Raw genomic sequence first — 25689 nt, forward strand, 5'->3', positions numbered from 1 at the left:
ATATTATGTCTGTTTCAATAATTTCACGATATCCTCCACTACTTGTTTTGCATCCCCTAGTAACATCATAGTATTTTCCTTAAAAAACAATTCATTTTCTACATTAGCGTATCCGGTAGACATTGATCTTTTAATAAATAATATAGTTTGGGCAAAATCTACATTTAGTATAGGCATTCCATATATAGGGCTTTGATTATCTGTTCTTGCTGCGGGGTTTGTGATATCATTAGCTCCTATTACTAATACTACATCTGTAGTATTAAAATCATTATTAATATCATCTAATTCCAATATATATTGGTAATCTATCCCAGCTTCTGCCAATAAAACATTCATATGCCCTGGCATTCGCCCTGCTACAGGATGTATAGCAAATCTAACACCAACACCCTTTTCGCATAAAATATTAAATAATTCTTTAACGGCATGTTGTGCACGTGATACCGCCATACCATAGCCAGGTACTATAATTAAATTCTGAGACGTATTTAAGATAAAACTTGCATCTTCTGCATTACATTTGTTAAATGTCTTAGTATCAACAGTGGTTGATTGTGATGATTGGTTAGATATGACTCCTCCAAATATCACGTTTAGCAATGAACGATTCATAGATTTGCACATTATATAACTTAATATTGCTCCACTTGCTGCAACTATTGCTCCTGTAATAATTAATAATTTATTATTAAAAGTAAAACCTACTCCAACTGATGCTAATCCTGAGTAAGAGTTCAATACTGAAATCACTACAGGCATATCTGCTCCACCAATGTTCATAGTTAACAATGCCCCTAAAATAAAAGAAATCAAAGTCATTATGTTAAATAACACTACATTACAGCTATAAATAGAAATAAAGAATATAACTATTAATAATAAAAATAATATAAATATAACATAATTTTGTCCTATAAAACTCAACCTCTTAGCCTTAATTAATCCGTGTAATGTAGCAAAAGCAACAACAGAACCACTAAACGTGATAGCACCTATTATAGAACCAAGAGATATTTCTATAAATTTTATTTTAGAGATTGCTCCAGGACCACTAATAACTGAATATGAAACCAGAACAGCCGCTAAACCTACAAAAGAATGAAATCCCGCTACTAACTGTGGTACAGATGTAATAGGGGTTTTGATAGCTATATAAGAACCAATAATTGCTCCAAGCGCAATAATAATTAATAGCAAGAAAGTATAATTAGATCCTGCTATTAATAAACCAGCAATTAGTGCTAAAACTATACCAATTATGCTGAATAATATTCCTTTAACAGATGATTTAGGAGAGGATAATGATTTTAAAGTCAGTATAAAAAAAACTGATGAAAATAAACATAATATTTCAATCATCAGATTAGTATTAATATTAGAAATCATGAAAATTTATCATTTTATAACAATTAAACATTAAGTTCCATAGCACAGCAAAATTATACTAAAGTAAAATAGCTATACTGGCATTTTTATTAATACTATTACTGGTTGTCAAGTATACCATTACACAGAAACTCTGCCTTTGCTGACTCAGACCTTTTAATAGAATGCTCAGAACGATTAGGAAATTCTAAATCTAGCTGGTGTAAGATTTTACAAGCTTCTAAATTCTTATTAAGTTTACTAAAGGAAAAAGATGCTTTTAATAGAGAGTCTGCGGCTTTATTACCTTTTGGAAATTTTTTATACCCTTTAATATAATGTATAGCAGCCTTATTATAAATTTTACGTTGATAAAATGTCTCTGCGTACCAAAACATAGCATTACTTTGTAATATATTTTCAGGATATTTTTGTATAAAATTATAAAAAAGAGACTCAGCTAGTGTAAATTGTTTTGATTTTAATTCAGCAAGAGCTTTTTCATATTCCACCTTAATGGATAATTCTTCACTATTAGTAGTTGTAATGCTATTTTCCTCTATTAAGGCCTCTGAGGATGTTTTATTTTGATTACGAAAGCTATTGTCTATTATTTCTGATTTTTGGTATTTATCATTAATAACATCATTATTTGTATCAGGAGAGTTTCCAGATCTGTTTACTTCTAACAACTCCTTATTTATGTAGGACTTTAATTCTTTAATTTCATTCTCTAATAACAATATTTTAGATAATATATTTTGTATATTTTCTTGAGTGATAGGCTTAGCACTATAACTTGCTAATATACTGCTGCTGCTATGCACCGCAGATAAACTCAACACAAAAAAACAAAAAATAGACCGAAATAACATAAGCAACAATCAAATCATTGAATTATTATTAAGTAATACAATACTGAAAGAGTAAACTATAATCTATGACACAAGCTAGTAACCTACCCTACACAATAAGCAATAATTATAAATACTACGGTAATAAATTAAATTATAAAGGTGGCTGAAGGCAGAATTGAACTGCCGACACAAGGATTTTCAGTCCTTTGCTCTACCGACTGAGCTATCCAGCCAATAATCTCAATAATCCACACACCACATAAGTCACTACTCAAATCAAATGTTAAACAAAATATATAACAAAATTATAACCATCTAGACTAAATTATACTAACTAATATTCATTAACTATAGAAAAGCACTTTTATACTATACCTAAAAAAAATATCTCTAGCTAGTCTAACATGGCGGGGATGACGGGACTTGAACCCGCGACCTTCTGCGTGACAGGCAGACGTTCTAACCGTACTGAACCACACCCCCATATAAAGAAAAATTATACCATCTTAATTAACATAATTAATCAATCGAACTAAGTCTAAAACTTGTATTATCCGTGATGAATAACATATAATACGAACTATTTGATCTACTGTCAAATTCTAAATTAAAGATAATGTAATATACAAAATTCATAATGATTAATCTGATACAATGAGTGACATAACAAATTTAATTATAACTTACTTGTAAAAATTACTGTTAGTTATCGTAGAATTTTGTTAATATTAACGAGATACTGTTTATATAAGTAATAACAATTTTGAATTATGATTATCGTAATCAATCAAACAAAGTAATATAAATGCTAAAGCCCGCTGAAGATTTGATAGAATATCTCCCCATATTGATTTTGATATCGGTGACTATTGCTTTATCAGTATTTATATTGTTATTATCTAGAATTCTAGGAAAACCCAAACATATATTAGAGGATACTGATAATACAGATAAACTAGCTAGCTACGAATGTGGGTTTGATCCATTTGATGATACTAGAACAAAATTTGATGTCAGGTTTTATCTTGTTGCCATATTATTTATTATTTTCGATTTAGAAATTATGTTTTTAATTCCTTGGGCTATGAATCTTAAATCAATAGGAAGTACAGGATTTTATTCGATGATGTTTTTTCTTATGATATTAACAATAGGATTTGTATATGAATGGAAAAAGGGAGCATTAGAATGGTAATAAAAAATGATTCTTAAAAATAATAATTTTCTTGATGAAAATTTATCAGATAATGGTTACTTGCTTACAAAAGTTAATGATGTCATCAGTTGGGCAAGAGCTAACTCGTTGTGGCCTATGACATTTGGTCTTGCTTGCTGTGCAGTGGAAATGATGCAGGCGGCAGCAAGCCGTTATGATATGGACAGATTTGGGTTTTTATTTAGGCCTAGCCCAAGGCAAGCAGATTTGATGATAGTAGCAGGTACATTAACCAACAAAATGGCTCCAGCTATGCGAAGAGTATATGACCAAATGGCTGATCCAAAATATGTTTTGTCAATGGGGAGCTGCGCTAATGGCGGAGGATATTATCATTATTCTTATTCTGTAGTTAGAGGTTGCGACAGAGTAGTACCAGTAGACATATATGTACCTGGTTGCCCTCCTACAGCAGAAGCCTTAATATATGGATTGGTACAATTACAAAAAAAAATTATAAAAAATACTAAAAATAAATACATAGCAAATGAACAGTCATGATGCATGATTTATTCTACTGCGTATTTCATATATAATTTGGGTTAACTTCCCTATATTAACAAATCCTTTAAATATTTTACCATTAATTATATATGAAGGAACTCCGTTAATCCCCAAAGATGTTGCTAATGTTAAATTATTTTTAACAATATTACTAATATCCTGATCATTTATGAATTCCGAAATTAATTTTTCATCTATATTTAACTCAGTAAGAATTTTATCAAAAGTTGATCTGTTGATCATATTTAAAGCTACTAATTTTTGATGTAAAAGCAAAAATTTTAATTTACTCATTTTATAAACTGCTAAAGCAATTTTTGAAATTTCTAAAGAAAGCTGATCTACTACAGGCATAGGAACCATAGCAACAGATATATTTTTATCAGATTCTAGTAAAGCACTAATTACAGGATAAGCCTTATAACAAAATTTGCATTTATAATCATAGAATATCACAATCTGTATATCACCCTGCAAGTTACCTAACAAAATATTATCATGAACATTAATAATATTATTATGCAATAAATTGTCTGCCTCTAGATTGCTATTTTTAGTTTTATCTATAAGTTTTGATTGTATGTTTACATCATAGTGAGTTTTAATATATTCTTCGATATATTTATATAAATTCAACTTATCTAAAGGCTTGTAAGAAAAATTATCCACCCTGGAAACAACTTTAATTTCTGGTATTTTAATCGATTTATATATAAATAAACCAACTAAAATGATCAATATTAATATAAAAACACTATTTATAATTTTCATAAAATGCTGTGTCACTAAATCTTAATTAACAATTATTTATAAATTTTTAGTATTAACTAACAAAACTATCAACTATAGTACCTCAACATTTAACCAAATCATACTGAAACACTACTTAACATTATAATGTTAGATCTAATTTACAAAATATAATTATAGTATATACTAATATAAAATTGTTAATGATACAAAAATATTGTTTATGCTGTGGCATTTAAGAATAATTTTATTCTATTTACTGATTAGTTGTTTTTCTATTATATTTCTTGGTTTATTTGGTATCCTAATCAATATATTCAATGCAACTTATGATTTAAGATACAGAATGGCAGAAATTTTTTCTGTAGTATTTATCAAATTACTTACAATAATTTGTAACATTCATTATAAAGTAGAAAATATTAAAGAATTACCTGATAATTTTCCATATTTAGTATTAGCAAATCATCAATCTTTCTGGGAAAATATTTTTGTACAACTGATAATACCAAAGCATTCTTGGGTTATAAAAAAAGAGTTATATAATATCCCAGTGTTTGGCTGGGGATTAAAAACTCTATCACCTATAGCTGTAGATAGAAATTACAATGGCTCCATTACACAAATTTTAACAGAAGGACAAAAAAAATTTAAGCAAGGACTCAATCTCGTAATATTTCCAGAATCTACAAGAATACCAGTTGGCAAAAATGTTAAGTTCAAGGCAGCACCAGCAAAATTGGCTATAATGTCTAATGTACCAATAGTATTAATAGTACATAATGCTGGGCTGATATGGCCTAAGGGTTTTTGGTTTAAAAAACCTGGATTGATAACAGTAAAAATAATAGAAACAATTTCAATTGAAAAACTGCAGGAGTTTGATGTTAGATCATTAACACAATATATAGAAAATAGAATAAACACAGAAAAAAATAACTTAATATCTAAAGATTAATAATTAAGACTGTTGATCTTTAGATAAATATTAGTGAAAATGTAAAATTTCTGTAAGTTATGCTTCTTGATAAATGCTTCTGCTTCCATTAAGATTGTCAATATTTTTACTACACGTAGTAGAGAAGATTTTTTAATAATATTATCTAAATGCTCACTTCGCTTTATGAAAGACTTAGATTGTAAAGACTGAATAGCTGAATATATAGACATTCCAGATGAAACATGGGATATAATATAGTATAGGTTAGTATAACATTTCACTAAAATGCGTATTATATAAATAATACTAACATTATTCTGTTGAGCAACATTAATTAGCTTTAAAAAACCCTTGATGTCTTGTTGTTCGATAAGAAAAAATATTTCACTATAATGAGAAATATTACCAGTAACTATGCTAGAAAATATTTTGATATCATGGATAGATATTTTTTGTTTATCATGAGTATAATAGGTTAGTTGTAATAGAAAATTTTTTATATATTGATGATCATTATTCTTTAATAAGTCTATTAATATCCGTATAACAGCCTGGTCTAATATAATATTCACCTTTTTCATGTAAGATATAATATATTTTTTAAGTTCTAATTCATTACTATAACAACAATTAATAGAAGCTAATTTTGGACTATTAGTAAATAACTTATAATCATTACTTAAAAATTTTTGTTCATGCAGTATAAAACATAAAAAATTATCCCTATCCTCTAAAGATTGCAATAATTTCTGAAAGCCCTGATTTAAAGGTTTAATATCATCTATACGCAATAAAGTTTTGTTACTAAAGAGATCTCCATTTTTTGTTAAGTACGAAATTTCTTTAAGATTATTAGTAGAAATCCTTCTATAAGACATATTACATTTAGTAATAATCCTATCTATAATCACTGAAAAATACCCTTCATTACTACCATATAATACTATAGAAGCAATCATTTTTCGATCAATATGATCAATCAGTTTATTTAACTCTGAGTGAAAGAAATACATAGATTATTGCATAACATACTGCTGCTTAATAAAATAACATGATAAAGCCGATACTAAATCTTGTGCTAAACTAATTAATAAATCACTTTGTATAGTTTTAACATATAAAATATCGATATATGGCTCCGGATTAGTGTTATATGAGCTGTATCGGATTATTTTATCATTTAGTAGTTCAGCATTAGTATTAATATCAACCAGAATATATTCTAAGTTAACTATTTGCCTTTTTCTTAAAAAGTCTGAATCAATTGATAATATTAAATCTTCTTCACTAAAATTTAGTTTAGTTTTTAACAAAAATTTTTTCTTAACATCGTGATTTTTTACTATATGAAAAAGATAGCCATAAAATGCTATTTCATCAGTAGATTCTGGTTTCTGAATATCAATTGTATCAAAAAAACCTTGCACTAAAAGATTCTCTTTATAAACTGCACTAAACCCACATGATGCTAATAATAATAAGATAAATAAATAATAATTTTTAGCATTATTAAACAATGACATATTTTTATCTAATAGCTAATTCTATTATTTGTTCTACTTCTGATACTGCAATAATATTTAGCTGATCTTTAACAGATTTTGGTATTTCTTGTAGATCTTTCATATTATCTTCAGGAATCAATACAGTATCTATCCCCCCTCTGGTTGCTGCTAATAACTTTTCTTTTAATCCTCCAATTGCTAACACTTGGCCATGTAAGGTAATTTCTCCTGTCATAGCAACATTTTTTTTTACATATCTTTTTGTCATAAGCGAAACGATAGTAGTAAATATAGCTATCCCTGCAGATGGCCCATCTTTTGGTATAGCCCCTTCAGGTACATGTAAATGAATATCAATATTTTTATAATCCTTCACACTGACTCCTAAATCTTTTGCCCTGGATAAGAAGCAACTATAAGCTGTATCAGCAGATTCTTTCATTACATCACCTAAACTTCCTGTTGCCTTGATGTTGCCCTTACCAGGTAGTGATACTGCCTCTATTGATAATAGATCACCACCAACATTAGTGTAAGCAAGTGCTGTAACCATAGCGATGGTATCATTTTTTTTAGCCAATCCAAACTTATATTTTTTAATACCAAGATAAGATTCCAAATCTTTAGCTTCTATTACTATCTGAGTTTGAACTTTATTTAATGCCTTATCATTTAATATTTTGACCAATGATTTTCTAGCCAATTTTGATATTACTCTCTCTAATTCTCTCACTCCAGATTCTTTTGTATAAAATCTTATTATATCTATTATGCTTTCATCAGTGATAAGCAATTCATTATTCTTTAATGAGTGGATCTTTAGCTGTTTTGCTATTAGATGATGTTTAGCAATCTGTAATTTTTCTTCTTCTAGATATCCAGAGATATCAATTATTTCTATTCTATCTAACAGTGGTAAGGGTATATTATATGAATTTGCTGTAGCAACAAAAACAATATTAGATAAATCATATTCTACTTCTAAATAGTGATCTACAAAACTAGAATTTTGTTCTGGATCTAACACTTCAAGCAATGCAGAAGCGGGATCTCCTCTAAAATTAGAACACATTTTATCTATTTCATCTAGCAACATGACAGGGTTATCAACCTTAGCTTTTTTTAATAAAGTAATAATTTTACCAGGCATTGAACCTAAATAAGTTCTGCGATGCCCTCTTATTTCTGATTCATTATCTACCCCTCCAAGCGCAAATTTTGTATATTTACGCCCCATAGCATTTGCAATGGATTTTACCAATGATGTCTTACCCACTCCTGAAGGCCCTATGAAACAAATTATAGGGCCTTTAATTTTATTAGATCTTTTCAGTACAGCAAGATATTCTAAAATTCTTTCTTTAATTTTATCTAATCCATAATGCGCTTCATGTAATTTTTGTTCTGTTTTTAATAGGTTGATTTTAGTTTTAGTAACCTTTTTCCAAGGCATGCTCAGTAAAGTTTCAAGATAATTTTTAACTATAGAGGATTCTGCAGAGAATTGATGTATAGATTTAAGTTTTTTTAACTCTGATTCTGCTTTTTCCTTAGCTTCAGGAGATAATTTAGTATTGTCAATCATTTGCTGAAAATATGTAAAATCTGATTTCTTATCTTCTCCTTCTAGTTCTTGTTGAATAGCCTTTAATTGCTCATTGAGATAAAACTCCTTTTGTGTTTTTTCTACTTGTTTCTTAATTCTTTGCTGTATGGATTGCTCTGTATGAATTTGTATATTTTCTTGTATTACCAACTCATTGAGTAGCTTACATTGCTTATCAATATTAGTTACCTCTAATATTTCTTGTTTCATAGATATAGGAGATTTTAAGCATGACACTATTAAATAAATCATATCTTCTGCATTACTAGTATCAAAAAATGATATATTATCAAATAAATTTCCTTTATTTAGCTGCAAATATTCCTTAAATGATTTAGTTAATACTGATAGTATTAAAGATGACTCATGATGATCTACAATGGCAGTATTATTTAGTAAACTATAGCACGCTAGAAAAGCTCCAGATTTTATAGTAATATTTAACAATTTAACTCTTTGAATGGCTTCTACTAGAATCTTAATATTTTTACCTGGTAATTCAATAATCTGGATAACCCTAGCTACTACTCCTATATTATACAGATCTTTTACTCCAGGATTTTCGATGCTGTCTTCCTTTTGCGTAGTTAACAGTAAGCTGTTTTCAGTTGCATCTTTTTGTACTAACTCAATAGAGCGTACTGAAGTACTTCTTTTTACCAATACAGAAACGACAGTCTTAGGGAATACGACTATATCTTTCAATACAATAAGCGGCAATTTGTTTAGTTGTTTATACATTATTTAATATGTTAATTCAATTATCAATAGCACACGCACATATACGCATCCATTATTCTGGAATAAAACTCATAACCCCCTGTTATCATAGCTAAATATTCAATAATCTAAAAAATAAAAATTTATGATATACTAACAAATAATTATGTAGTTATAACAAAAGACAAGATATTGTATATTATATGTTATATATAAGTCAATTCATACACTCTCAATTAACTAAAATTAAGTTCATTACAACACTAATAAATATAGTTAGTATTTTATAAATCTTAATTTAACTGATATACTAAAATTAAAATATTTTTTATTAAAACTAATTCTAAGAAATAAAATACGCTACTCAAAATGTACTACACATTACAAGATCCATCTACAATTCTAGAAGCTCATTTTAGAATTAAAAATTATGTTAATAATACTCCTATTATAGACTCAAAAGCACTAAATAAATTATGTGAAAATAATCTTTATTTTAAAGTAGATTCAGTTCAAAAAACAGGAGCATTCAAGATTAGAGGAGTACTAAATTATCTACTATATTTTAAAGAAAAATATACAAAATTCCCTAAAAAGATAGTAACATATAGCACAGGCAATCACGCTTTGGCTCTATCTTACGCTGCTGATTTATTCGATATAAATGTAAGGATATATCTACCTCAAAATATCTCTAGCCTAAAAAAATACATAATCAGTTGTTATAATGTAGAATTGATAGAAGTAACAACAAGAAACGAAGCAGAAAACAGAGCTATATATGATATAAAAGATGATTTTTTATTTTTACATCCTTCAGATAATGAACAAATCATCTCTGGTGCAGGAACAATGTGCTACGAGGCTATCCATTCATTAAATCAAGAATATAACATAGAAAAAATTGATGCAATATTTGCTCCATGCGGTGGTGGAGGGTTACTTTCAGGTACATATCTAGCAAAAGAATTACTATCTAAAAACACTCTATTAATAGGAGCAGAACCTAAAATGGCTAATGATGCTTACATTTCATTACAACAGAATAAAATATATGAATTTCAAGAATCACCATCAACAGTAGCTGATGGATTAAAAGCATTACGTATAGCTGAATATAATTTTGAATATTTAAAAAAATTAAATGATTTTTATTTAGTAACTGAAGAAATGATATATTTTTGGAGTGAAAAATTAATAAAACATCTACGTATAACATGTGAACCCTCAGCTGCTGTAGCTATGGCTGCGACATATAACTGGATAGTAAAGAATGGTTACAAAAATAAGAATATTATTATACTTATCTCTGGAGGTAATACAGACCCGAGTTTTTCTTACAAATTATTCACTTGATATTGTAATAATATAAGACAACAAACTCAAAATTCATTTATTAGTCTATATATGAATAAAATATCAATATCAACATTGCATTAAGATGAACTATGATTCATAGATTTATTCTGAGATATAGCTAGCAATAAAATGCTAGGAAATGCTAAAATCATAGTGAATAAAAAATAATAATCCCATCCAATATATTTTAATAGTACTCCACTATACATTACGACTGTTCCATTAAGAATACTCGATGTACTAGAAAAAAGCGCATACTGCACAGTAGAATATTTCTTATTACATAAATTACTCAAATATGCTACGAAGGAAGTAGCCCCCATAGCAGAAGCAAAATTTTCAATAGTAACAGTAATAACCAAAGCAAGCAGGTTGTTACCTATATGGTTTAACCATATATACATTATATGTGCAACACTTTGGATAATACCAGATATAATTAAAGTATTAAAATATTGAAGTTTTTTAATCATATAACTAGTAAAGTATATCCCTAGTATAGTGGCAACAAAACCGTATAAATGAGTTATTGATGCAATTTGTGATTTATTAAACCCTATAGTAAGATAAAAAGGGGTTAATATTACATATAACATAGATTCCCCTAGTTTAAAAAAAAACACTGATAATAATGTAAGCCAAGAATTTTTTCTAATAAAAAATTCTTTAAATGGTGCAAAAATATTTTTAATAGAAATAGTTTTAGAAAAATAATATCTATTATAGATATTATTTTCTCTAATACTGAATACATAAATAGTACAGCTAGTATATAGGATAGAAAAAATAGTAAAACTACTTGACCAATCATAAATATCCGCTAGATACATGGAACCTGCGCATGTAATGATCATACCGAATTTATGACCAAAAACTGAATGAGTACTGGATAAAATCTGACTCGAATGCTGTTCTGCAAACTCAATTCTATATGTATCATATACTATATCAAAAGTTGCAGAAGTGATACCCAGCAATAAATTGATTAGGTAAATCTCCAATAAAGAATTTTTTGGATCCAATGTACCCATAATATAAATTAGCATTCCTATTATTAACATTGATAATAACATCCAACTTTTTCTTTGTCCTACATAACATAATAAGGGAATTTTATAGTAGTTAATAATATGTGCCCAAAAAAACTTCAAAGAATAAGGTATTCTTGACAAGGTAAAACTAGTGATTATAGCTATATCTACCTTTGCTTCTTGTAACCATGCAACAACACTAACTAAAATTATTGCCAATGGTATACCACTTATAACTCCTAAAATAAATATAGTTAAATTTTTATTAACATTTATCATATAATATGATCTAATATATCAATTAAATATTAATCTTAATATTCACAGTGATATTAAAAAAACAGTTTTTAATTAAAAATCACAACTTGCATAATCAAAGCAAAACTTGAAAATATTAAAATCAATAACTTTTTCTGTATAATTATATACCCATTACTCACAATAATATATTGATACCACTTGAAACGGCAATTTAATATATAAATATTATAATCAGATTGTTAATTAAGCATTTAGCAAATATTTATACTAAATTACTAATATTATCAATTTAGTAACTGAATGTTTGAATTTTTATTTTATTAATACTATAATCTACCAGGATTATTTTGACTAATATCACTAACGTGTAGATATTAGGATCTTAAGTCAATAAATACCAAATAGGTCTATTTATACTAGCAAATGGCAGATTTTAATACTGTTTGAATAAATATAATTAATGAAAGTAAACAAAGATAGAATGATATTGCTGGCAATTATAACTTCTACCCACGGGATCAATGGCCACGTTATAGTAAAATCTTTTACTGAACCTATAGAGAGTTTATTTGATTTGCCATTATTAGATAGTTTGAATAATAAAGTTGAATTAACGTTAATTAAAATATTAAAAAATGGTAGATCGTTATGCAAAATAAATAATTCCATATCTATAAATACATCAAAACAATATATAAAAAAATCTTTATATTGTTTAAGAAAAGATCTACCAAATACTAATGATAACAATATTCATTATATTGAAGATCTGAAGGGTATGCCAGTTTTAGACCAAAATGAAAATCTTTTGGGATACATAAGCGATTGTATGAATTATGGAGCATCTGATATCGTAGCAATAGTAATGAAAAAATCTAGCTGTACAGAAATGTTCCCATTTACCAAAGAAATATTTCCTATTATTACTAAAGATCATGTTATTCTGAAACAAATAGATTCTATATAGCACGATAAATAATCATAATATATATTTATAAAAAGTAATAAATTAATCAAATTTTTAATAAGATATTATGCAAAATCAATCGATATTTAATACAAAATCTAATGCTGTTATCTGTGAAGGATTTTGCTCTCCATATGATCACCCTAAAATATATCTATATATTGATGATAAAATAGGAAGCATCAGATGCCCTTACTGTTCTAAACACTTTCAATTGATTAAAAATTGAATTTAAAATATGAAAACAATATCGTATAACAGAAAAATTAAGTTTGAATATTTTATTAAGTCTACAACAGAAGCAGGGATAGTATTAACCGGTAGTGAAGTAAAGTCTGTACGTAAGTCAATGATAAATATCTCAGATGCTTATGCAGTCATAGAAAATAATGAAGTCTGGTTATATAATTTTTACATAGCGGAATATAAAGAATCCAGTGAATTAAATCATTCTTCTATGCGTATTAAGAAGCTGTTATTAAAAAAACTAGAAATAAAAAAATTGCTTGGAAAGCTAAAGATAAAAGGATATAGTCTTGCTGTAGTTTCAGTATATTTCAATTCAAAAAATTTAATAAAATTAACACTAGCTTTAGTCATAGGCAAGAAACAATATGATAAAAGAGCTTCAATTAAAGAAAGAGAATGGAAAAGAAAAAAAAATAAAGAAATAAAGTTAAAAGCAATATAACATATATTATATGAGATATACCAAAAATCAAAAATCACCTAATAAACTTTTGATAGAGCATTTGAGTAAAAGGCTAAGCTATATAGCAAAAGATGATCTAATAGATTCTGTAAATCTAGTACAAAATTATATTATATCTGAATTAAAAATTGGTAACAGGATTGAAATTAGAAATTTTGGCAGTTTTTTTACTAAGAAAAAAAAGATAGTTAATAGTGATGCATCTTATAATAAAATTTATTATCGTATGTCAAAAAACACCAAGAATATTTTAAATACTTAATAAGTATCAGTAAATTAACTTCATCAGCGCAATGAAAAAACATATAGTATCTGGAATACAACCTAGTGGTGCAATACATATTGGTAATTACCTAGGTGCAATAAAGCAATGGATCAACCTACAAAATGATTTTAAATGCTTTATTTTTCTAGCTGACTTACATTCTATGACAGCGAACTTAACAGATTTTAAACAGGATAAAACACAATTGTTATTTGAAACATTAGCAATTTATATTGCTTCTGGTATCGACTATAAGAAATCCACTATATTCTTACAATCTACAATCTCAGAACATACAGAGCTGGCGTGGTTACTAAATTGTATTACTCCTATCGGCAAATTAAAGAGAATGACACAATTTAAAAGCAAATCAGATATAAATAACATACAATTTCTAAACACAGGAATACTAACCTACCCACTACTAATGGCAGCTGATATCCTGCTATACAAGGCTTCTTACGTCCCTGTTGGCAATGACCAAACACAACATTTAGAATTTGCTCGAGATATTGCTTCTATTATTAATAAACACTCAAGTAATCATAAATACTCAAGTAATCATAAATTCCCTATACCTGAAGCTACATATCAAAAATATTCCTCCAGGATAATGAGCTTAAAAGATGGTACTAAAAAAATGAGTAAATCTGATATTTCAGAGTTTGCTAGGATTAATATTTGTGATTCAGCAGACTTAATAACAAAAAAAATTCAAAAATCTAAAACAGATAGCATAGAACATATAAGCTATGAACCAAAATTAAGGCCTGAAATAACTAATTTGATTAATATATATTCAGAATTTTCTTCAATTAGTATACAAGATATAGTATCTCAATACGAGAATAAAAATATATCTATATTCAAACAAGATTTGTCAGAGATAATTATTAATAAATTGCAACCATTACAATCAGAATATTATAGATTAATATCTGATAAGGGATTTCTATCTAAAATAATAGATGAAGGACAAAAAGAAGCTACAAAGATTGCTCATATTAATTATCAAGAAATAAAAAATATATTTGGTTTATATGATATAATGAGAAATAGAGCCGGAAATTAGTATTTTAGCAAAATATTGTTGCGTTTTTTAAATGGATATCAGTTACATTAGATTTTATCCAATAATTTTAATCTGTTATTGTTGTTTATTATTTAATATTACACATAATAACTTAGCATTGGCAAAATCATCCAAAAATCAAATTGATATTCAATATAATATCAACGAAGAATTACAACCATTCAAAACTAAAATTAATTCTATAATCAAGAAATTACAAAATACTGTCGAAACTTATTCAGAAGATCAAAAAATTGCCTTTTTATCTTCTGAAGGTAAAAAAATATTAATAAATTTCTTAAATTCACAGGGATATCTAGAAGTAGAAGTCAGTGCAATCTTTAATAAAGAGAAAAAAACATTAATTTTTGAACTTGTAAGTCATAGTAAATACACTATATCTTCGATAAAAATAAGAGATATTTCAAAAAAACCTGGCAATTTTATATTACCAAAAATTGAAGAATTAAGTTTGAAAATTGGTGATGACGCTAAAATTACAAATATCTTAAATGCTAAAAATGAAATTTTAGAATTTATAGATAAAAATGACTGTTATCTGTACATAGATATAAATTACCAATCTATATTGAATCACATAACCAAAAAGTTAGAAATAGAATTCTTAGTCATAGCAGAACATAGAGCTTATATTAGGTCTATCATATGGGAGGGAGCAAAACAAACTAGTATAAAATTCTTAAATAAACTAATTAATTTAGAAAAAAATGCTTGTTTCAATAGATCGTTGATAAAAAACATAACAAACACACTGATGGAAACTGGTTTATTTAAAATAGTTGTTCCTAGCATTCCTGAAGTAATAGATGTAACACATGATAATAAAATAGATATTAAATTTTATTTGGTAGAAAATTTATATAAATCATTTAAATTAAGGCTGATATATAACACACAATTAGGTATGGAAGGGGGGATAGGATGGACACATAAAAATTTTTTACGAAATGCTGAAACGTTTGATAGTAGTTTTAAAATTAATAAAGGTCAAAAATCATTTTATATTGGTTTCACAGCTCCATATTTATCACATAATAAAAACACGAGCTTAAAATCAGAATTAGAACTAAAAAATCTTAGTAATAAAAAATTTTCATCAAAAGATGTGATTTTATCAACAGGTATAAGATATGAATTACGTGATATATATTCATTATTGTTAGGAATAAAATATCTCAAAATGCACACCCAATTAATTCCTAAAATTCCTGAAAATAAATATATCTATGACTATATATCATTACCAACAAAATTTATAATAGACTCTAGAGATGATAAATACATAACACATAATGGTAGTATGTTAAGTATATCACTTGAACCCTTTATTAAAATAAATACAAAACACCAAAATTTTTGTAAAACATCTCTTACATTTGGTCATTATCTTAATATAGACAAAAATAGCAAATTGAATATAGCATTTATAGGAAATTTTCGATATATATTCACAGAATCAATTAATAAAGTCCCCTTTAGTGAAAGGCTATTTTTTGGTGATATAAAATCTGCAAGAGGATATAAAAATGAATTATTTATTGATAATCCTACAAAATCTGATAATAAAAATATAGGAAATAAATGGATATTAAGTGGTATTGGAGAAATAAAGAGAAAAATCAGTCAAAATACAGAATTATTAGCTTTTTACGAAATAAGCTTTATAGATAAAAAAAGGGAATTTATTTTTAATAGAAAAATGTACCAATCTTTAGGGATAGGTATAGTGTATCACTTACCTTGGGCGCCTATAAGGGTTGATATAGCATTCCCTCTAAATAGAAGAGTTAATATAGATAAAGGGCTTTCATTATATTTTAATATAGGGCAAGCCCTTTAATAGAAAATAATAACAATTAAAATGTTTGCTATCGTAAAAACAATAAATTATTTATTATTAACAATCTTAGGTTTATTTTTTATTTTTATAATATCCTTACAGAACAGTTACATAACAAATATCTATGTAAGCATATTAACAAATAAAATTTATGACAATACAGGCTTTGAAGTAAAAATTAATAACGTAGAAATTAACTTTCCACTAATAATAAAAATTCCTAAAATCTATATCAAAAAAAACTCAGTCAATATTGCTAAGTGCAATAATATAAATATCAACATAGTATCTATAGCAAATTTTTCTCTTAAAAGGATTAACTCAATAGAAATTGAAAAAATACATGTCCTAGATTACATGCTATCAACACAAAAACACAATCTGAAAACCGCTAATGGAGAAATTAACCACAGTAACTCTAAATCATATTTTTTAACTATACTACAAATACTAGGTATAAATAATATAAACATCGCAAATTTTTTAATCGATAACCATAATACAAAGCAAAAGATAGAGGGTAAGCTAAACTTATACAATATATCATGTAACCTTAAAAACAACGTCATAGAACTAGAATTAGAATCCAAAATACACAAATTGCATAAAGTTAATAACATAGAACTAAAATCTAAAATATATTATAATGATACAATTGAACTATTTTCAATCAATAATTTAACATTCAATTCTGATAAAATATCATTTGCAGGAAGTGCTAATATAAAAAATTATGATGATTTATCACTTAATTTAGAATATCACTATAACTTGTATAAACCAATTTCTGGAGAATGTTTTATACATTCTAGCCTAAAACAACAGAGAATATATCCTGAAAGTACAATAAATATAAAAACACTTATAGATGATAAAAATAAATTGTTATTAGAAATTAAATCTAATTTATCACTAAACAATAATCTACTATATTTTACAAAATTTGAATCGAAAAACATATTGTTTCAACCAATAAGCAAAATATATTTAGATATAAATCATCAATCCCTACATGGTAAAATTCGTATAGTAGATCAAGACTTGAAGTCAATACTACCTGATAATAAATATTCTATAACAGGGCTGCTAAACCTAGATTTAGAATTACTTACCACACCAAATAATAGACAACAGATAATATTGAAGGGCAATATAGAAAAACTAAAATGTTATCAAAATACTATAGAGACAAACTCTGCTTTCATACAACTAGAAAAGATATTAGAACAAATATCGCAAAAAATAATTAAATCTAATCCTAATATTATAAATTATAATCCAGTTAAACTCTCTAATAAACTCAATAAACCAAGTAATATATTGAACTCATCTAAAATCAATTTTGATATTAAACTAGATGATGTTCTTACTAAAAGTTTTAGCCATATAAAAATAGATACAAAATACTTAAAGATTAAAAATAAAAACATTCATAATCTAACATTTAACTTTTTGAATAAAGAAAATAAATTTCATATAACAAGCAAAGCATTCTCAAATGGAAGTCAAACATACATAAAGATAAATGGCACTACTAAGAATGAAAAATTAATCTGGATAGATACATTAAACATAACGATGCCAGGATTAAGATTAAATAATGAAAAAATGATTGAAATAATAGACCATAACGAATACTGGGTAATTAATACCAATTCAATCTCGATTAATCGTGGATCGTGTAATATCCAGAGCAAATTTTCTAATAACTTAATAGATTTAGGTATAAAATTCAATCAAGTGAGATTATCAGAGTGTAAATTATCAAATACACTAAACCTCTCTAATGCTAGATTACAAGGTAGCTTGTACATATCTAATCTAAAAAATCAGATAAGATTTTCAGCTAATTTAAATTGTCAAAATATACAAATAAAACATCTAGAAAAAAATATAGATCTTATAGGCAACTTTAATATGAAAGATAATAAATTAAATTTTGTAGTCCAAGCTCAACAAGAAAATCAAACCTTGCTCAAGCTGATAGCAGATATACCTATACAATACTCAAGTAATTTTGACCAAATAAGTATTTTAAATAATCCAAAAAAGATTTTCTTATCAGTTACAATTGATAAGAATCTAAGAATTATATCACTCATTCCTATGAATGAAAATCATCAAATCACAGGAGAAATATATGGAAACTTTAATATAAAAGGCACCATGGATAGAGGCAAATTAGTTAATTCACTAGTACAAGGGAGTATAAATTGTGACTCTATATCATATAGATATCTATTACATGATATCTCAGTACATAATCTCTCAGCTAAAATTATAGGGCAAAATAATACAATAATATTCAAAAATATCACTATATTAGATAATACTGGGAATACTGCCTACGGTAATGGATATATATATTTAACAAATACTATGCCTTTTAATATTTATATTAAAACTGAAAAATTTTATTTAATTAATCAGTATATGTTACAGATTATAACATCGTTAGACTTAGAGCTTAAAGGCAATTTAACAGGTGCTACTATAGCTGGCAATATTAATATCCAAAAAGATTCACAAATTAATCTAAACAAAAATTATAAAAGTGATTTCGGTACATTTAATGTTATTAAAACTATAAATGACTCTAATAGTGATGATAAAATTAATAACAAAAGTAGTGCAAATAATCATTTAACCGAGATATACAAAAAAATATTGCTACAACTAAAAATTACATTGGAAAAGCCATTAAGATTAAATGGATTCGGAATTAATACAAAACTTATAGGGCAACTAGATGTAAAAGGTAACTTAGAGCAACCTGAATTATACGGAAATTTACAGTCTTTGGATGGAGAATATTTAAAATATTTCAAAATGTTTAAAATTATTCAGGGTGGGATAAAATTTAATGGTAAAATACCTGACTCTATGGACATGTATTTTACAGCTACCAGTAAGCTAGAAGATGATGAAATACATCTAGATTTCTACAGATCTACACACCATAATAGAATTACATTTTCTTCAGTAAATAATCCATCGTTAAATCAAACCGAGATTTTATATTTACTATTATTCGGTACAAAAAAAGAACAATCACTAGGACACAACCTTAATAATATATTAGAATTATCATATAACTTAAACCCACTATACGGTAAAAAAAAAAATAACATTTTTTATAAAATCACAAGAATAGATAATTTACGCATTACTAATAATAAGGATGACCCAGATCAGACATCTATAGGATTAACAAAAAACATAAATAACAGATTATTTCTGGAAGTGGTGCGATTATTTAAATCTGGCGATACTAAAACAAGGATAATATTTCAGGTATCACCTAAAATCTCATTGGAATATGAAAATGAAAATTTGTATAGATCACATAATTTTGAAATAAAAATTTCTTATCATTACTAAACTAAATATCTTAAATATCTATTGCAGGTTTTCTTTGACTTTTCTAAATTAGTAAACTAGACTGGTCGAATTACAGGTATAAAAATTGACAAATGAGTAATTCTTGAATATTTTATGTATCTAGTATTTTGTTAGCATCATACAGATATGGCCCCTTAGTCTAGTTGGTTAGGACGTTACCCTTTCACGGTAGAGACACGGGTTCAAATCCCGTAGGGGTCACCAAATATGGTCTGTAGTGATGTTTTGTGTTGTTATCACTTATTTATAAGATTATTGTAAATTAGTTAACAAAGTAACGTCTGAATTTTATATGCATCTAATATGTTAGAATGTAAGTGGATAGAAAGTTCTGGTTTTAAATACAAGAGTTATAAATATTAAATAATATATTTTGATAAATTCTATGGGTATAAGTTTATCTCAACTTCTAATTATATTATTAATAATACTTGTGTTGTTCGGCGCTGGAAAGTTACCAAGTGTCATGTCTGATATAGGTAAGGGATTAAAAGCACTAAAAAATGCTCTAAAAGACGATACAAATGATAAAAAATAACTTACTTAAAACGATCTTAAACTGCCTGTTTTTAACAATATTCACTTCTTGTGCATCAAGCAACGACATAGTTAGTAACGACTCTACAACAGTTCCGGCTAATGAAGTTTACTCTCAAGGGTTAAAACTCGTAAATAATAAAGAATACACCGCAGGAGCTAAAAAATTTGAAAAAATATTTTTAGAATATTTTAATAGCGACATTACACAAAAATCTGAAATAATGCAGGCATACTCTTTGTATCAAGCTAAGCAATACAACCATGCAATAGATGTGTTAGATCATTTTATCACTTTTCATCCAAAACACAAAGAAATTGAATATGTATATTACCTAAAGGCCCTCTCTTACTATGCGCAAACTGGAGATATATCATTAAATCAGTCAAATTCATATGACGCTAAATTGATATTTTTACAATTAATTCATGAATTTCCTAATAGTAGGTACGTACGAGATTCATTGCATAAAATAAATATACTGAATGATACATTAGCAAAATCTGAATTAAATATAGCATATTACTATTTAAAAAATAAAAATCCTACAGCTGCGCTAAACAGATTACAACAAATTTTAGTGGAATATCCTCAAGTGTCCTTTGTAGATAAATTATTGTATAGAATAATAGAAAGCAGTCTACTTATAGGAATTAAAGATCACGCCATAAAAAATCTGGAATTGCTTCATGAAAAATTCCCAGAAAGCATATGGTATAGTAAAGCTAAAATTTTAATCGATAATAATACATAAATCAGTTTGTTTTGATAATTTATCAAGTTACATCGTAATCTCTTATTACAATAATATATCACTCATTTGTTTATCAGATATTATATGTACAGTAATGAATCATTTGTAATTAAGGAACAGCAGTCAAAAGAATTGATTTTTACTACGTTAGAGACTTTGCTGATTCAATCCAATTGGCATAAGGATTTAATCAGAGAATCAGAAGCAAAAAATTTTTTCCCTAAATATTATTCTGAATTCTTATTTCCTGGAGGAATAAAATCAGTGGTACTAGAATTTGATAAATGGCAATCTGATAAAACGTTGAAAATATTAAGTAAATCTGATTTCCCTGAAAAAATACGCGATAAAATTACACTGGCATTAAATACAAGAATCATAAAAGTAATGGATAAACAAATATTACTAAGACAATTCGCTTTTTTTTCTGTATTTTATAATTTCGATATTGCTATGAAAGCTATAATTTATAACGTAGATCTTTTATGGAGATACGCTGATGACAAATCAACAGATTTTAACTTCTATACCAAAAGATTTTTATTAGCATTAATATATATATTAGCAAGCAATTTTTATCAAGCAGATAACTCGGAAAACGCCAGAGATACAGAAGTATTTATTAAATATTTAGTAGATAATATTGCAAATTTACAGAAAATTAAAAAACATTTAACTCACTCCATAATAGTGAAAATTCCAATTTTAAGATTGTTTTTATAATATATTCTACAAAGTTATAATTTAATTTTAACATAGCTATAAATCAAGATATCGATTATGAAAGAAGAAGAGTTATATCCCGCAGTAAACAATGATCCCGATTTTCCTGCATTAGAGAATAAAATACTAGAATACTGGAAACACAATAACATTTTCACTAAATCTGTATTACAAAGAGACTATCTAAAAGATAACAAAAATAATGAATTTATCTTCTACGATGGTCCACCCTTCGCAAATGGATTACCACATTACGGTCACTTGCTTACTGGATTCATAAAAGATACATATGCACGATATAAAACTATGCAAGGCAAAAAGGTTGAAAGAAGATTCGGATGGGATTGCCATGGTTTACCAGCTGAACTATATTCAGAAAAACAACTTGGCCTATCTGGCAGAAAGGAAATAATAAAATTCGGTATAGAAAAATTTAACGCATATTGTCAAGAATCTGTAATGAAATACACAAAAGAATGGCAAAAATATGTGGAACGTCAGGCACGGTGGGTGGATTTTAAAAACTCCTATAAAACTATGGATAAAGATTTTATGGAATCTGTGATCTGGGCGTTTAAAACTTTATATGATAAAGGATTAGTATATCAAGAAATGAAAGTAATGCCTTATTCTTGGGCTTGTGAGACTCCTTTATCTAATTTTGAAACAAAAATAGATAATGCATACAGAAGTCGCGCAGATAAGGCAATAACAATATCATTTATATTAAGTGATAAACCTAAAAATGCTCCTGTAAATTGTAAAGAATATAGAATATTAGCCTGGACTACAACACCATGGACATTACCATCTAATCTCGCACTAGCTGTTAGTAACAACATAATATACGCTTGTGTAATAATGGATGATATTTGCTATATTACTAGCCAATCTTCTTTACAACATTCCTACAAAGATGTATTGAACATTCATAATACGAATATCAGTGATTACCATACTATAACTGGCGCAGATTTAGAAGGGCTACAGTATAAACCATTATTTAACTATTTTCACAACCATAAAAATAGCTTTAAAATTTTGTTATCAGATTTTGTAGTAGAAAATGAAGGCACAGGGATTGTACATATTGCTCCTGGATTCGGTGAAGAGGATCAAATTTTATGTCAAAAATATGGAATCGATATTGTATGTCCTGTAGATAATACTGGTAAATTTACAAAAGAAGTAATAGATTTTGAAGGTAAATTAGTCTTTGATACAAATGATTTAATAATATCACAGCTTAAAAAACAAAAAAATTGGATTAAAACAGAACAATATATACATAACTATCCTCATTGCTGGCGCACAGATACACCATTGATATATAAGGCCGTATCTTCATTTTATGTGAAAGTAACTGCCATCAAAGATCGTATGGTAGAACTAAATAAAAATATTAACTGGATACCTCACAACATTAAAGATGGATTATTTGGTAAATGGATAGAAAATGCTAAAGATTGGGCAATAAGCAGAAATAGATTTTGGGGAACTCCTATACCTATTTGGATATCTGATAACCCTAATTATCCTAGAATAGATGTATACGGATCAATAGCAGAGCTGGAAAAAGATTTTAATGTGAAAATAGATAATCTACACAGACCATTTCTAGATAAATTGATAAGAAAAAACCCCAATGACCCTACAGGAAAATCATTAATGAAAAGGGTAAATGACGTATTTGATTGTTGGTTTGAAAGTGGCTCTATGCCTTACGGACAAGCACATTATCCATTTGAAAATAAGCAATGGCTTGAATCTCATCTGCCTGCGGATTTTATTGTTGAATATTCTGCTCAAACTAGAGGGTGGTTCTATACTTTAATGGTATTATCTACAGCATTATTTGATAAACCTCCATTTTTAAATTGTATTTGTCACGGAGTAATACTGGATACTGAAGGTAGAAAATTATCTAAACGTTTAAATAATTATCTAGATCCTATGGTATTATTCAGCAAATACGGAGCAGATGCTCTAAGGAGTACTATGTTATCTTCTAATGTCACCAAAGGTGAGGAATTATTAATAGATAAAGATGGAAAAATGCTATATGAAAAATTACGATTAATAATTAAGCCTATGTGGCATGCTTATCATTTTTTTGTGATCTATTCTAATATAGATAAGATCAAAGCTCAATTCTGCGAAGATATATCTAGCTTGAATGTGCTTGACCAATATATTTTATATAAATTAGCTATTGCTGTTAATAAAATCGAGGAATGTTTAGATAATTTCGATACACAAAATGCTTATAAAGCATTGTCTAATTTTATAGAAATTTTAAATAATTGGTACATAAGAAGGAGTAGATCCAGATTTTGGCAATCTGATATGGATCAAGATAAAATAAATGCATATAATTGCTTATACACATCTCTGATTACTATCAGTAAAGCTTCTGCTTCGCTTTTACCAATGATAACAGAATTAATATTCTTAGGACTTAATCAAATAGATATCAATACTAATCAATTATTAAATCATGATATCAGCGTACATTTAACAAATTTTCCAATACTAAAAAACATAGTAATAGATTATAAAATCGTGAATGATATGGATCAAATTTTAGATCTTTGTAATGTAGTACTATCCATACGCAATGATCATAACATTCGTATCCGCCAGCCACTAAATTCTATAAAAATTATAGCTGAAAATTATGAAATCTTCAAAAATTTCGAGTATTTAATTAAAGATGAATTAAATATCAAATCAATAGAATACAGCAAAGATTTCATAAAATACTCCAATCATAAATTATCAATCAATTTTGCAAAATTAGGTAAAAGAGTTCCTAATAAAATTAAGGATATTATTAAAGATAGTAAAATAAATAACTGGAAAATTCAAAATGATAATATCATAATCAGTGATACAATATTATATCCAGAAGAATTTAGATTACTACTCACAGCAAAAACAGATAATATAAAAAACAGTAAAGCCTTGAGTAATAATCAATCTTTAGTTATATTAGATACCAAAATCACTACAGAACTCAAAAATGAAGGTATAGCAAGAGATATAATCAGATCTATACAACAAATAAGAAAGGAAGCAAAACTAAATATTACAGACAAAATATATCTACAAATCAACACAGATAGTAATAATTTATATAATATAATTAGCGGTTATAAAAACTTTATTGAAAAGCAAACTCTGAGCTCATTTAAAGATAATATAATAGCAGAATCTACATCACATGCTACGTTCGATAATATATATACAGAATTTATAATAGAAAAAATAAAAAATAC

Annotated in this window: 22 protein-coding genes and 3 tRNA genes; 16 read left to right on the forward strand and 9 right to left on the reverse strand. The window is 27.0% G+C overall.

Features of this window, described 5'->3' with window-relative positions:
* Positions 1 to 3 precede the first annotated feature (3 nt).
* The 4 genes from IHI24_RS01095 to IHI24_RS01110 form a co-directional block, all read right to left on the reverse strand.
* Positions 4 to 1389 carry an NAD(P)(+) transhydrogenase (Re/Si-specific) subunit beta gene (locus tag IHI24_RS01095; protein WP_194966226.1) on the reverse strand — a complete coding sequence of 462 codons (1386 nt, stop codon included), beginning with the start codon at positions 1387 to 1389 and terminating at the stop codon, positions 4 to 6.
* Between the two features lie 98 nt (positions 1390 to 1487).
* Complete coding sequence (gene ybgF / locus IHI24_RS01100; RefSeq protein WP_194966227.1) at positions 1488 to 2243, reverse strand: tol-pal system protein YbgF; 756 nt, start codon at positions 2241 to 2243, stop codon at positions 1488 to 1490.
* A gap of 142 nt (positions 2244 to 2385) precedes the next feature.
* Positions 2386 to 2458: transfer RNA gene (locus tag IHI24_RS01105), tRNA-Phe, on the reverse strand.
* Positions 2459 to 2630: 172 nt separating this feature from the next.
* Positions 2631 to 2708, reverse strand: a tRNA-Asp gene (locus tag IHI24_RS01110).
* A gap of 322 nt (positions 2709 to 3030) precedes the next feature.
* On the opposite strand from IHI24_RS01110, the gene ndhC reads away from it, so the two are divergent.
* Together ndhC and IHI24_RS01120 are read left to right on the forward strand one after the other, a co-directional pair.
* Complete coding sequence (ndhC, locus tag IHI24_RS01115; RefSeq protein WP_194966228.1) at positions 3031 to 3420, forward strand: NADH-quinone oxidoreductase subunit A; 390 nt, start codon at positions 3031 to 3033, stop codon at positions 3418 to 3420.
* Positions 3421 to 3426: 6 nt separating this feature from the next.
* On the forward strand, positions 3427 to 3942 hold the full coding sequence (locus IHI24_RS01120; RefSeq protein ID WP_194966229.1) for a NuoB/complex I 20 kDa subunit family protein: 516 nt from the start codon (positions 3427 to 3429) through the stop codon (positions 3940 to 3942).
* Here IHI24_RS01120 and IHI24_RS01125 read toward each other — a convergent pair.
* Positions 3937 to 4716, reverse strand: a complete 780-nt coding sequence (locus tag IHI24_RS01125) for a DsbA family protein (RefSeq protein WP_194966230.1) — start codon at positions 4714 to 4716, stop codon at positions 3937 to 3939. The genes IHI24_RS01120 and IHI24_RS01125 overlap by 6 nt on opposite strands.
* Positions 4717 to 4918: 202 nt before the next feature.
* Here IHI24_RS01125 and IHI24_RS01130 point away from each other — a divergent pair, with 202 nt between their 5' ends.
* Positions 4919 to 5653, forward strand: coding sequence for a lysophospholipid acyltransferase family protein (locus tag IHI24_RS01130; protein ID WP_194966231.1), 735 nt, complete (start codon positions 4919 to 4921; stop codon positions 5651 to 5653).
* Here IHI24_RS01130 and IHI24_RS01135 read toward each other — a convergent pair.
* The 3 genes from IHI24_RS01135 to lon are packed head-to-tail and all read right to left on the reverse strand — an operon-like array spanning position 5650 to position 9487.
* The gene (locus tag IHI24_RS01135; protein ID WP_194966232.1) at positions 5650 to 6648 is read right to left on the reverse strand and encodes a DNA polymerase III subunit delta; all 999 of its coding nucleotides are present in this window, start codon (positions 6646 to 6648) and stop codon (positions 5650 to 5652) included. The genes IHI24_RS01130 and IHI24_RS01135 overlap by 4 nt on opposite strands.
* 3 nt (positions 6649 to 6651) lie before the next feature.
* The gene (locus IHI24_RS01140; protein ID WP_194966233.1) at positions 6652 to 7158 is read right to left on the reverse strand and encodes a hypothetical protein; all 507 of its coding nucleotides are present in this window, start codon (positions 7156 to 7158) and stop codon (positions 6652 to 6654) included.
* Between the two features lie 4 nt (positions 7159 to 7162).
* Positions 7163 to 9487, reverse strand: coding sequence for an endopeptidase La (gene lon / locus IHI24_RS01145; RefSeq protein WP_194966234.1), 2325 nt, complete (start codon positions 9485 to 9487; stop codon positions 7163 to 7165).
* A gap of 348 nt (positions 9488 to 9835) precedes the next feature.
* Here lon and IHI24_RS01150 point away from each other — a divergent pair, with 348 nt between their 5' ends.
* Positions 9836 to 10822, forward strand: coding sequence for a serine/threonine dehydratase (locus tag IHI24_RS01150; protein ID WP_194966235.1), 987 nt, complete (start codon positions 9836 to 9838; stop codon positions 10820 to 10822).
* 80 nt (positions 10823 to 10902) lie between these two features.
* On the opposite strand, the gene IHI24_RS01155 is transcribed toward IHI24_RS01150, so the two are convergent.
* Positions 10903 to 12135 (reverse strand): MFS transporter, encoded by a 1233-nt coding sequence (locus IHI24_RS01155; protein ID WP_194966236.1) that lies wholly within the window; start codon positions 12133 to 12135, stop codon positions 10903 to 10905.
* Positions 12136 to 12577: 442 nt separating this feature from the next.
* Here IHI24_RS01155 and rimM point away from each other — a divergent pair, with 442 nt between their 5' ends.
* The 12 genes from rimM to ileS all read left to right on the forward strand — a co-directional run.
* Complete coding sequence (rimM, locus tag IHI24_RS01160) at positions 12578 to 13084, forward strand: ribosome maturation factor RimM (RefSeq protein WP_194966237.1); 507 nt, start codon at positions 12578 to 12580, stop codon at positions 13082 to 13084.
* A gap of 67 nt (positions 13085 to 13151) precedes the next feature.
* Positions 13152 to 13313, forward strand: a complete 162-nt coding sequence (locus tag IHI24_RS01165) for a zinc-finger domain-containing protein (RefSeq protein WP_194966238.1) — start codon at positions 13152 to 13154, stop codon at positions 13311 to 13313.
* A 9-nt stretch (positions 13314 to 13322) separates the two neighbouring features.
* The gene (gene smpB, locus IHI24_RS01170; protein WP_194966239.1) at positions 13323 to 13775 is read left to right on the forward strand and encodes an SsrA-binding protein SmpB; all 453 of its coding nucleotides are present in this window, start codon (positions 13323 to 13325) and stop codon (positions 13773 to 13775) included.
* Positions 13776 to 13785: 10 nt separating this feature from the next.
* Positions 13786 to 14058, forward strand: coding sequence for an HU family DNA-binding protein (locus tag IHI24_RS01175; protein ID WP_194966240.1), 273 nt, complete (start codon positions 13786 to 13788; stop codon positions 14056 to 14058).
* Positions 14059 to 14089: 31 nt separating this feature from the next.
* Positions 14090 to 15133: a tryptophan--tRNA ligase gene (gene trpS / locus IHI24_RS01180; protein WP_194966241.1), complete on the forward strand. Its 1044-nt coding sequence runs from the start codon at positions 14090 to 14092 to the stop codon at positions 15131 to 15133.
* Between the two features lie 31 nt (positions 15134 to 15164).
* Positions 15165 to 16994: an autotransporter assembly complex protein TamA gene (locus IHI24_RS01185; protein WP_194966242.1), complete on the forward strand. Its 1830-nt coding sequence runs from the start codon at positions 15165 to 15167 to the stop codon at positions 16992 to 16994.
* 21 nt (positions 16995 to 17015) lie between these two features.
* Positions 17016 to 20375 carry a translocation/assembly module TamB domain-containing protein gene (locus tag IHI24_RS01190; RefSeq protein WP_194966243.1) on the forward strand — a complete coding sequence of 1120 codons (3360 nt, stop codon included), beginning with the start codon at positions 17016 to 17018 and terminating at the stop codon, positions 20373 to 20375.
* A 149-nt stretch (positions 20376 to 20524) separates the two neighbouring features.
* A tRNA-Glu gene (locus tag IHI24_RS01195) sits at positions 20525 to 20600 on the forward strand.
* A 181-nt stretch (positions 20601 to 20781) separates the two neighbouring features.
* The gene (gene tatA, locus IHI24_RS01200) at positions 20782 to 20934 is read left to right on the forward strand and encodes a twin-arginine translocase TatA/TatE family subunit (RefSeq protein ID WP_194966244.1); all 153 of its coding nucleotides are present in this window, start codon (positions 20782 to 20784) and stop codon (positions 20932 to 20934) included.
* The gene (locus IHI24_RS01205; protein WP_194966245.1) at positions 20921 to 21688 is read left to right on the forward strand and encodes an outer membrane protein assembly factor BamD; all 768 of its coding nucleotides are present in this window, start codon (positions 20921 to 20923) and stop codon (positions 21686 to 21688) included. The genes tatA and IHI24_RS01205 overlap by 14 nt, the downstream gene beginning before the upstream one ends.
* 84 nt (positions 21689 to 21772) lie before the next feature.
* Entirely contained in the window at positions 21773 to 22411 is a 639-nt protein-coding gene (locus tag IHI24_RS01210) for a COQ9 family protein (protein WP_194966246.1), read from the forward strand.
* A 57-nt stretch (positions 22412 to 22468) separates the two neighbouring features.
* The coding region (gene ileS / locus IHI24_RS01215) for an isoleucine--tRNA ligase (protein ID WP_194966247.1) at positions 22469 to 25689 on the forward strand (3221 nt) is incomplete at its 3' end.

Source organism: Rickettsia endosymbiont of Cardiosporidium cionae (assembly GCF_015476335.1).
Lineage (GTDB): Bacteria > Pseudomonadota > Alphaproteobacteria > Rickettsiales > Rickettsiaceae > JADHZC01.

Excerpts from the sequence above, each read along its gene's own strand:
- IHI24_RS01095 (WP_194966226.1), bottom strand. The coding sequence starts at position 1,389 with ATGATTTCTAATATTAATACTAATCTGATGATTGAAATATTATGTTTA.
- ybgF (WP_194966227.1), bottom strand. The coding sequence starts at position 2,243 with ATGTTATTTCGGTCTATTTTTTGTTTTTTTGTGTTGAGTTTATCTGCG.
- ndhC (WP_194966228.1), top strand. The coding sequence starts at position 3,031 with ATGCTAAAGCCCGCTGAAGATTTGATAGAATATCTCCCCATATTGATT.
- IHI24_RS01120 (WP_194966229.1), top strand. The coding sequence starts at position 3,427 with ATGATTCTTAAAAATAATAATTTTCTTGATGAAAATTTATCAGATAAT.
- IHI24_RS01125 (WP_194966230.1), bottom strand. The coding sequence starts at position 4,716 with ATGAAAATTATAAATAGTGTTTTTATATTAATATTGATCATTTTAGTT.
- IHI24_RS01130 (WP_194966231.1), top strand. The coding sequence starts at position 4,919 with ATGCTGTGGCATTTAAGAATAATTTTATTCTATTTACTGATTAGTTGT.
- IHI24_RS01135 (WP_194966232.1), bottom strand. The coding sequence starts at position 6,648 with ATGTATTTCTTTCACTCAGAGTTAAATAAACTGATTGATCATATTGAT.
- IHI24_RS01140 (WP_194966233.1), bottom strand. The coding sequence starts at position 7,158 with ATGTCATTGTTTAATAATGCTAAAAATTATTATTTATTTATCTTATTA.
- lon (WP_194966234.1), bottom strand. The coding sequence starts at position 9,487 with ATGTATAAACAACTAAACAAATTGCCGCTTATTGTATTGAAAGATATA.
- IHI24_RS01150 (WP_194966235.1), top strand. The coding sequence starts at position 9,836 with ATGTACTACACATTACAAGATCCATCTACAATTCTAGAAGCTCATTTT.
- IHI24_RS01155 (WP_194966236.1), bottom strand. The coding sequence starts at position 12,135 with ATGATAAATGTTAATAAAAATTTAACTATATTTATTTTAGGAGTTATA.
- rimM (WP_194966237.1), top strand. The coding sequence starts at position 12,578 with ATGAAAGTAAACAAAGATAGAATGATATTGCTGGCAATTATAACTTCT.
- IHI24_RS01165 (WP_194966238.1), top strand. The coding sequence starts at position 13,152 with ATGCAAAATCAATCGATATTTAATACAAAATCTAATGCTGTTATCTGT.
- smpB (WP_194966239.1), top strand. The coding sequence starts at position 13,323 with ATGAAAACAATATCGTATAACAGAAAAATTAAGTTTGAATATTTTATT.
- IHI24_RS01175 (WP_194966240.1), top strand. The coding sequence starts at position 13,786 with ATGAGATATACCAAAAATCAAAAATCACCTAATAAACTTTTGATAGAG.
- trpS (WP_194966241.1), top strand. The coding sequence starts at position 14,090 with ATGAAAAAACATATAGTATCTGGAATACAACCTAGTGGTGCAATACAT.
- IHI24_RS01185 (WP_194966242.1), top strand. The coding sequence starts at position 15,165 with ATGGATATCAGTTACATTAGATTTTATCCAATAATTTTAATCTGTTAT.
- IHI24_RS01190 (WP_194966243.1), top strand. The coding sequence starts at position 17,016 with ATGTTTGCTATCGTAAAAACAATAAATTATTTATTATTAACAATCTTA.
- tatA (WP_194966244.1), top strand. The coding sequence starts at position 20,782 with ATGGGTATAAGTTTATCTCAACTTCTAATTATATTATTAATAATACTT.
- IHI24_RS01205 (WP_194966245.1), top strand. The coding sequence starts at position 20,921 with ATGATAAAAAATAACTTACTTAAAACGATCTTAAACTGCCTGTTTTTA.
- IHI24_RS01210 (WP_194966246.1), top strand. The coding sequence starts at position 21,773 with ATGTACAGTAATGAATCATTTGTAATTAAGGAACAGCAGTCAAAAGAA.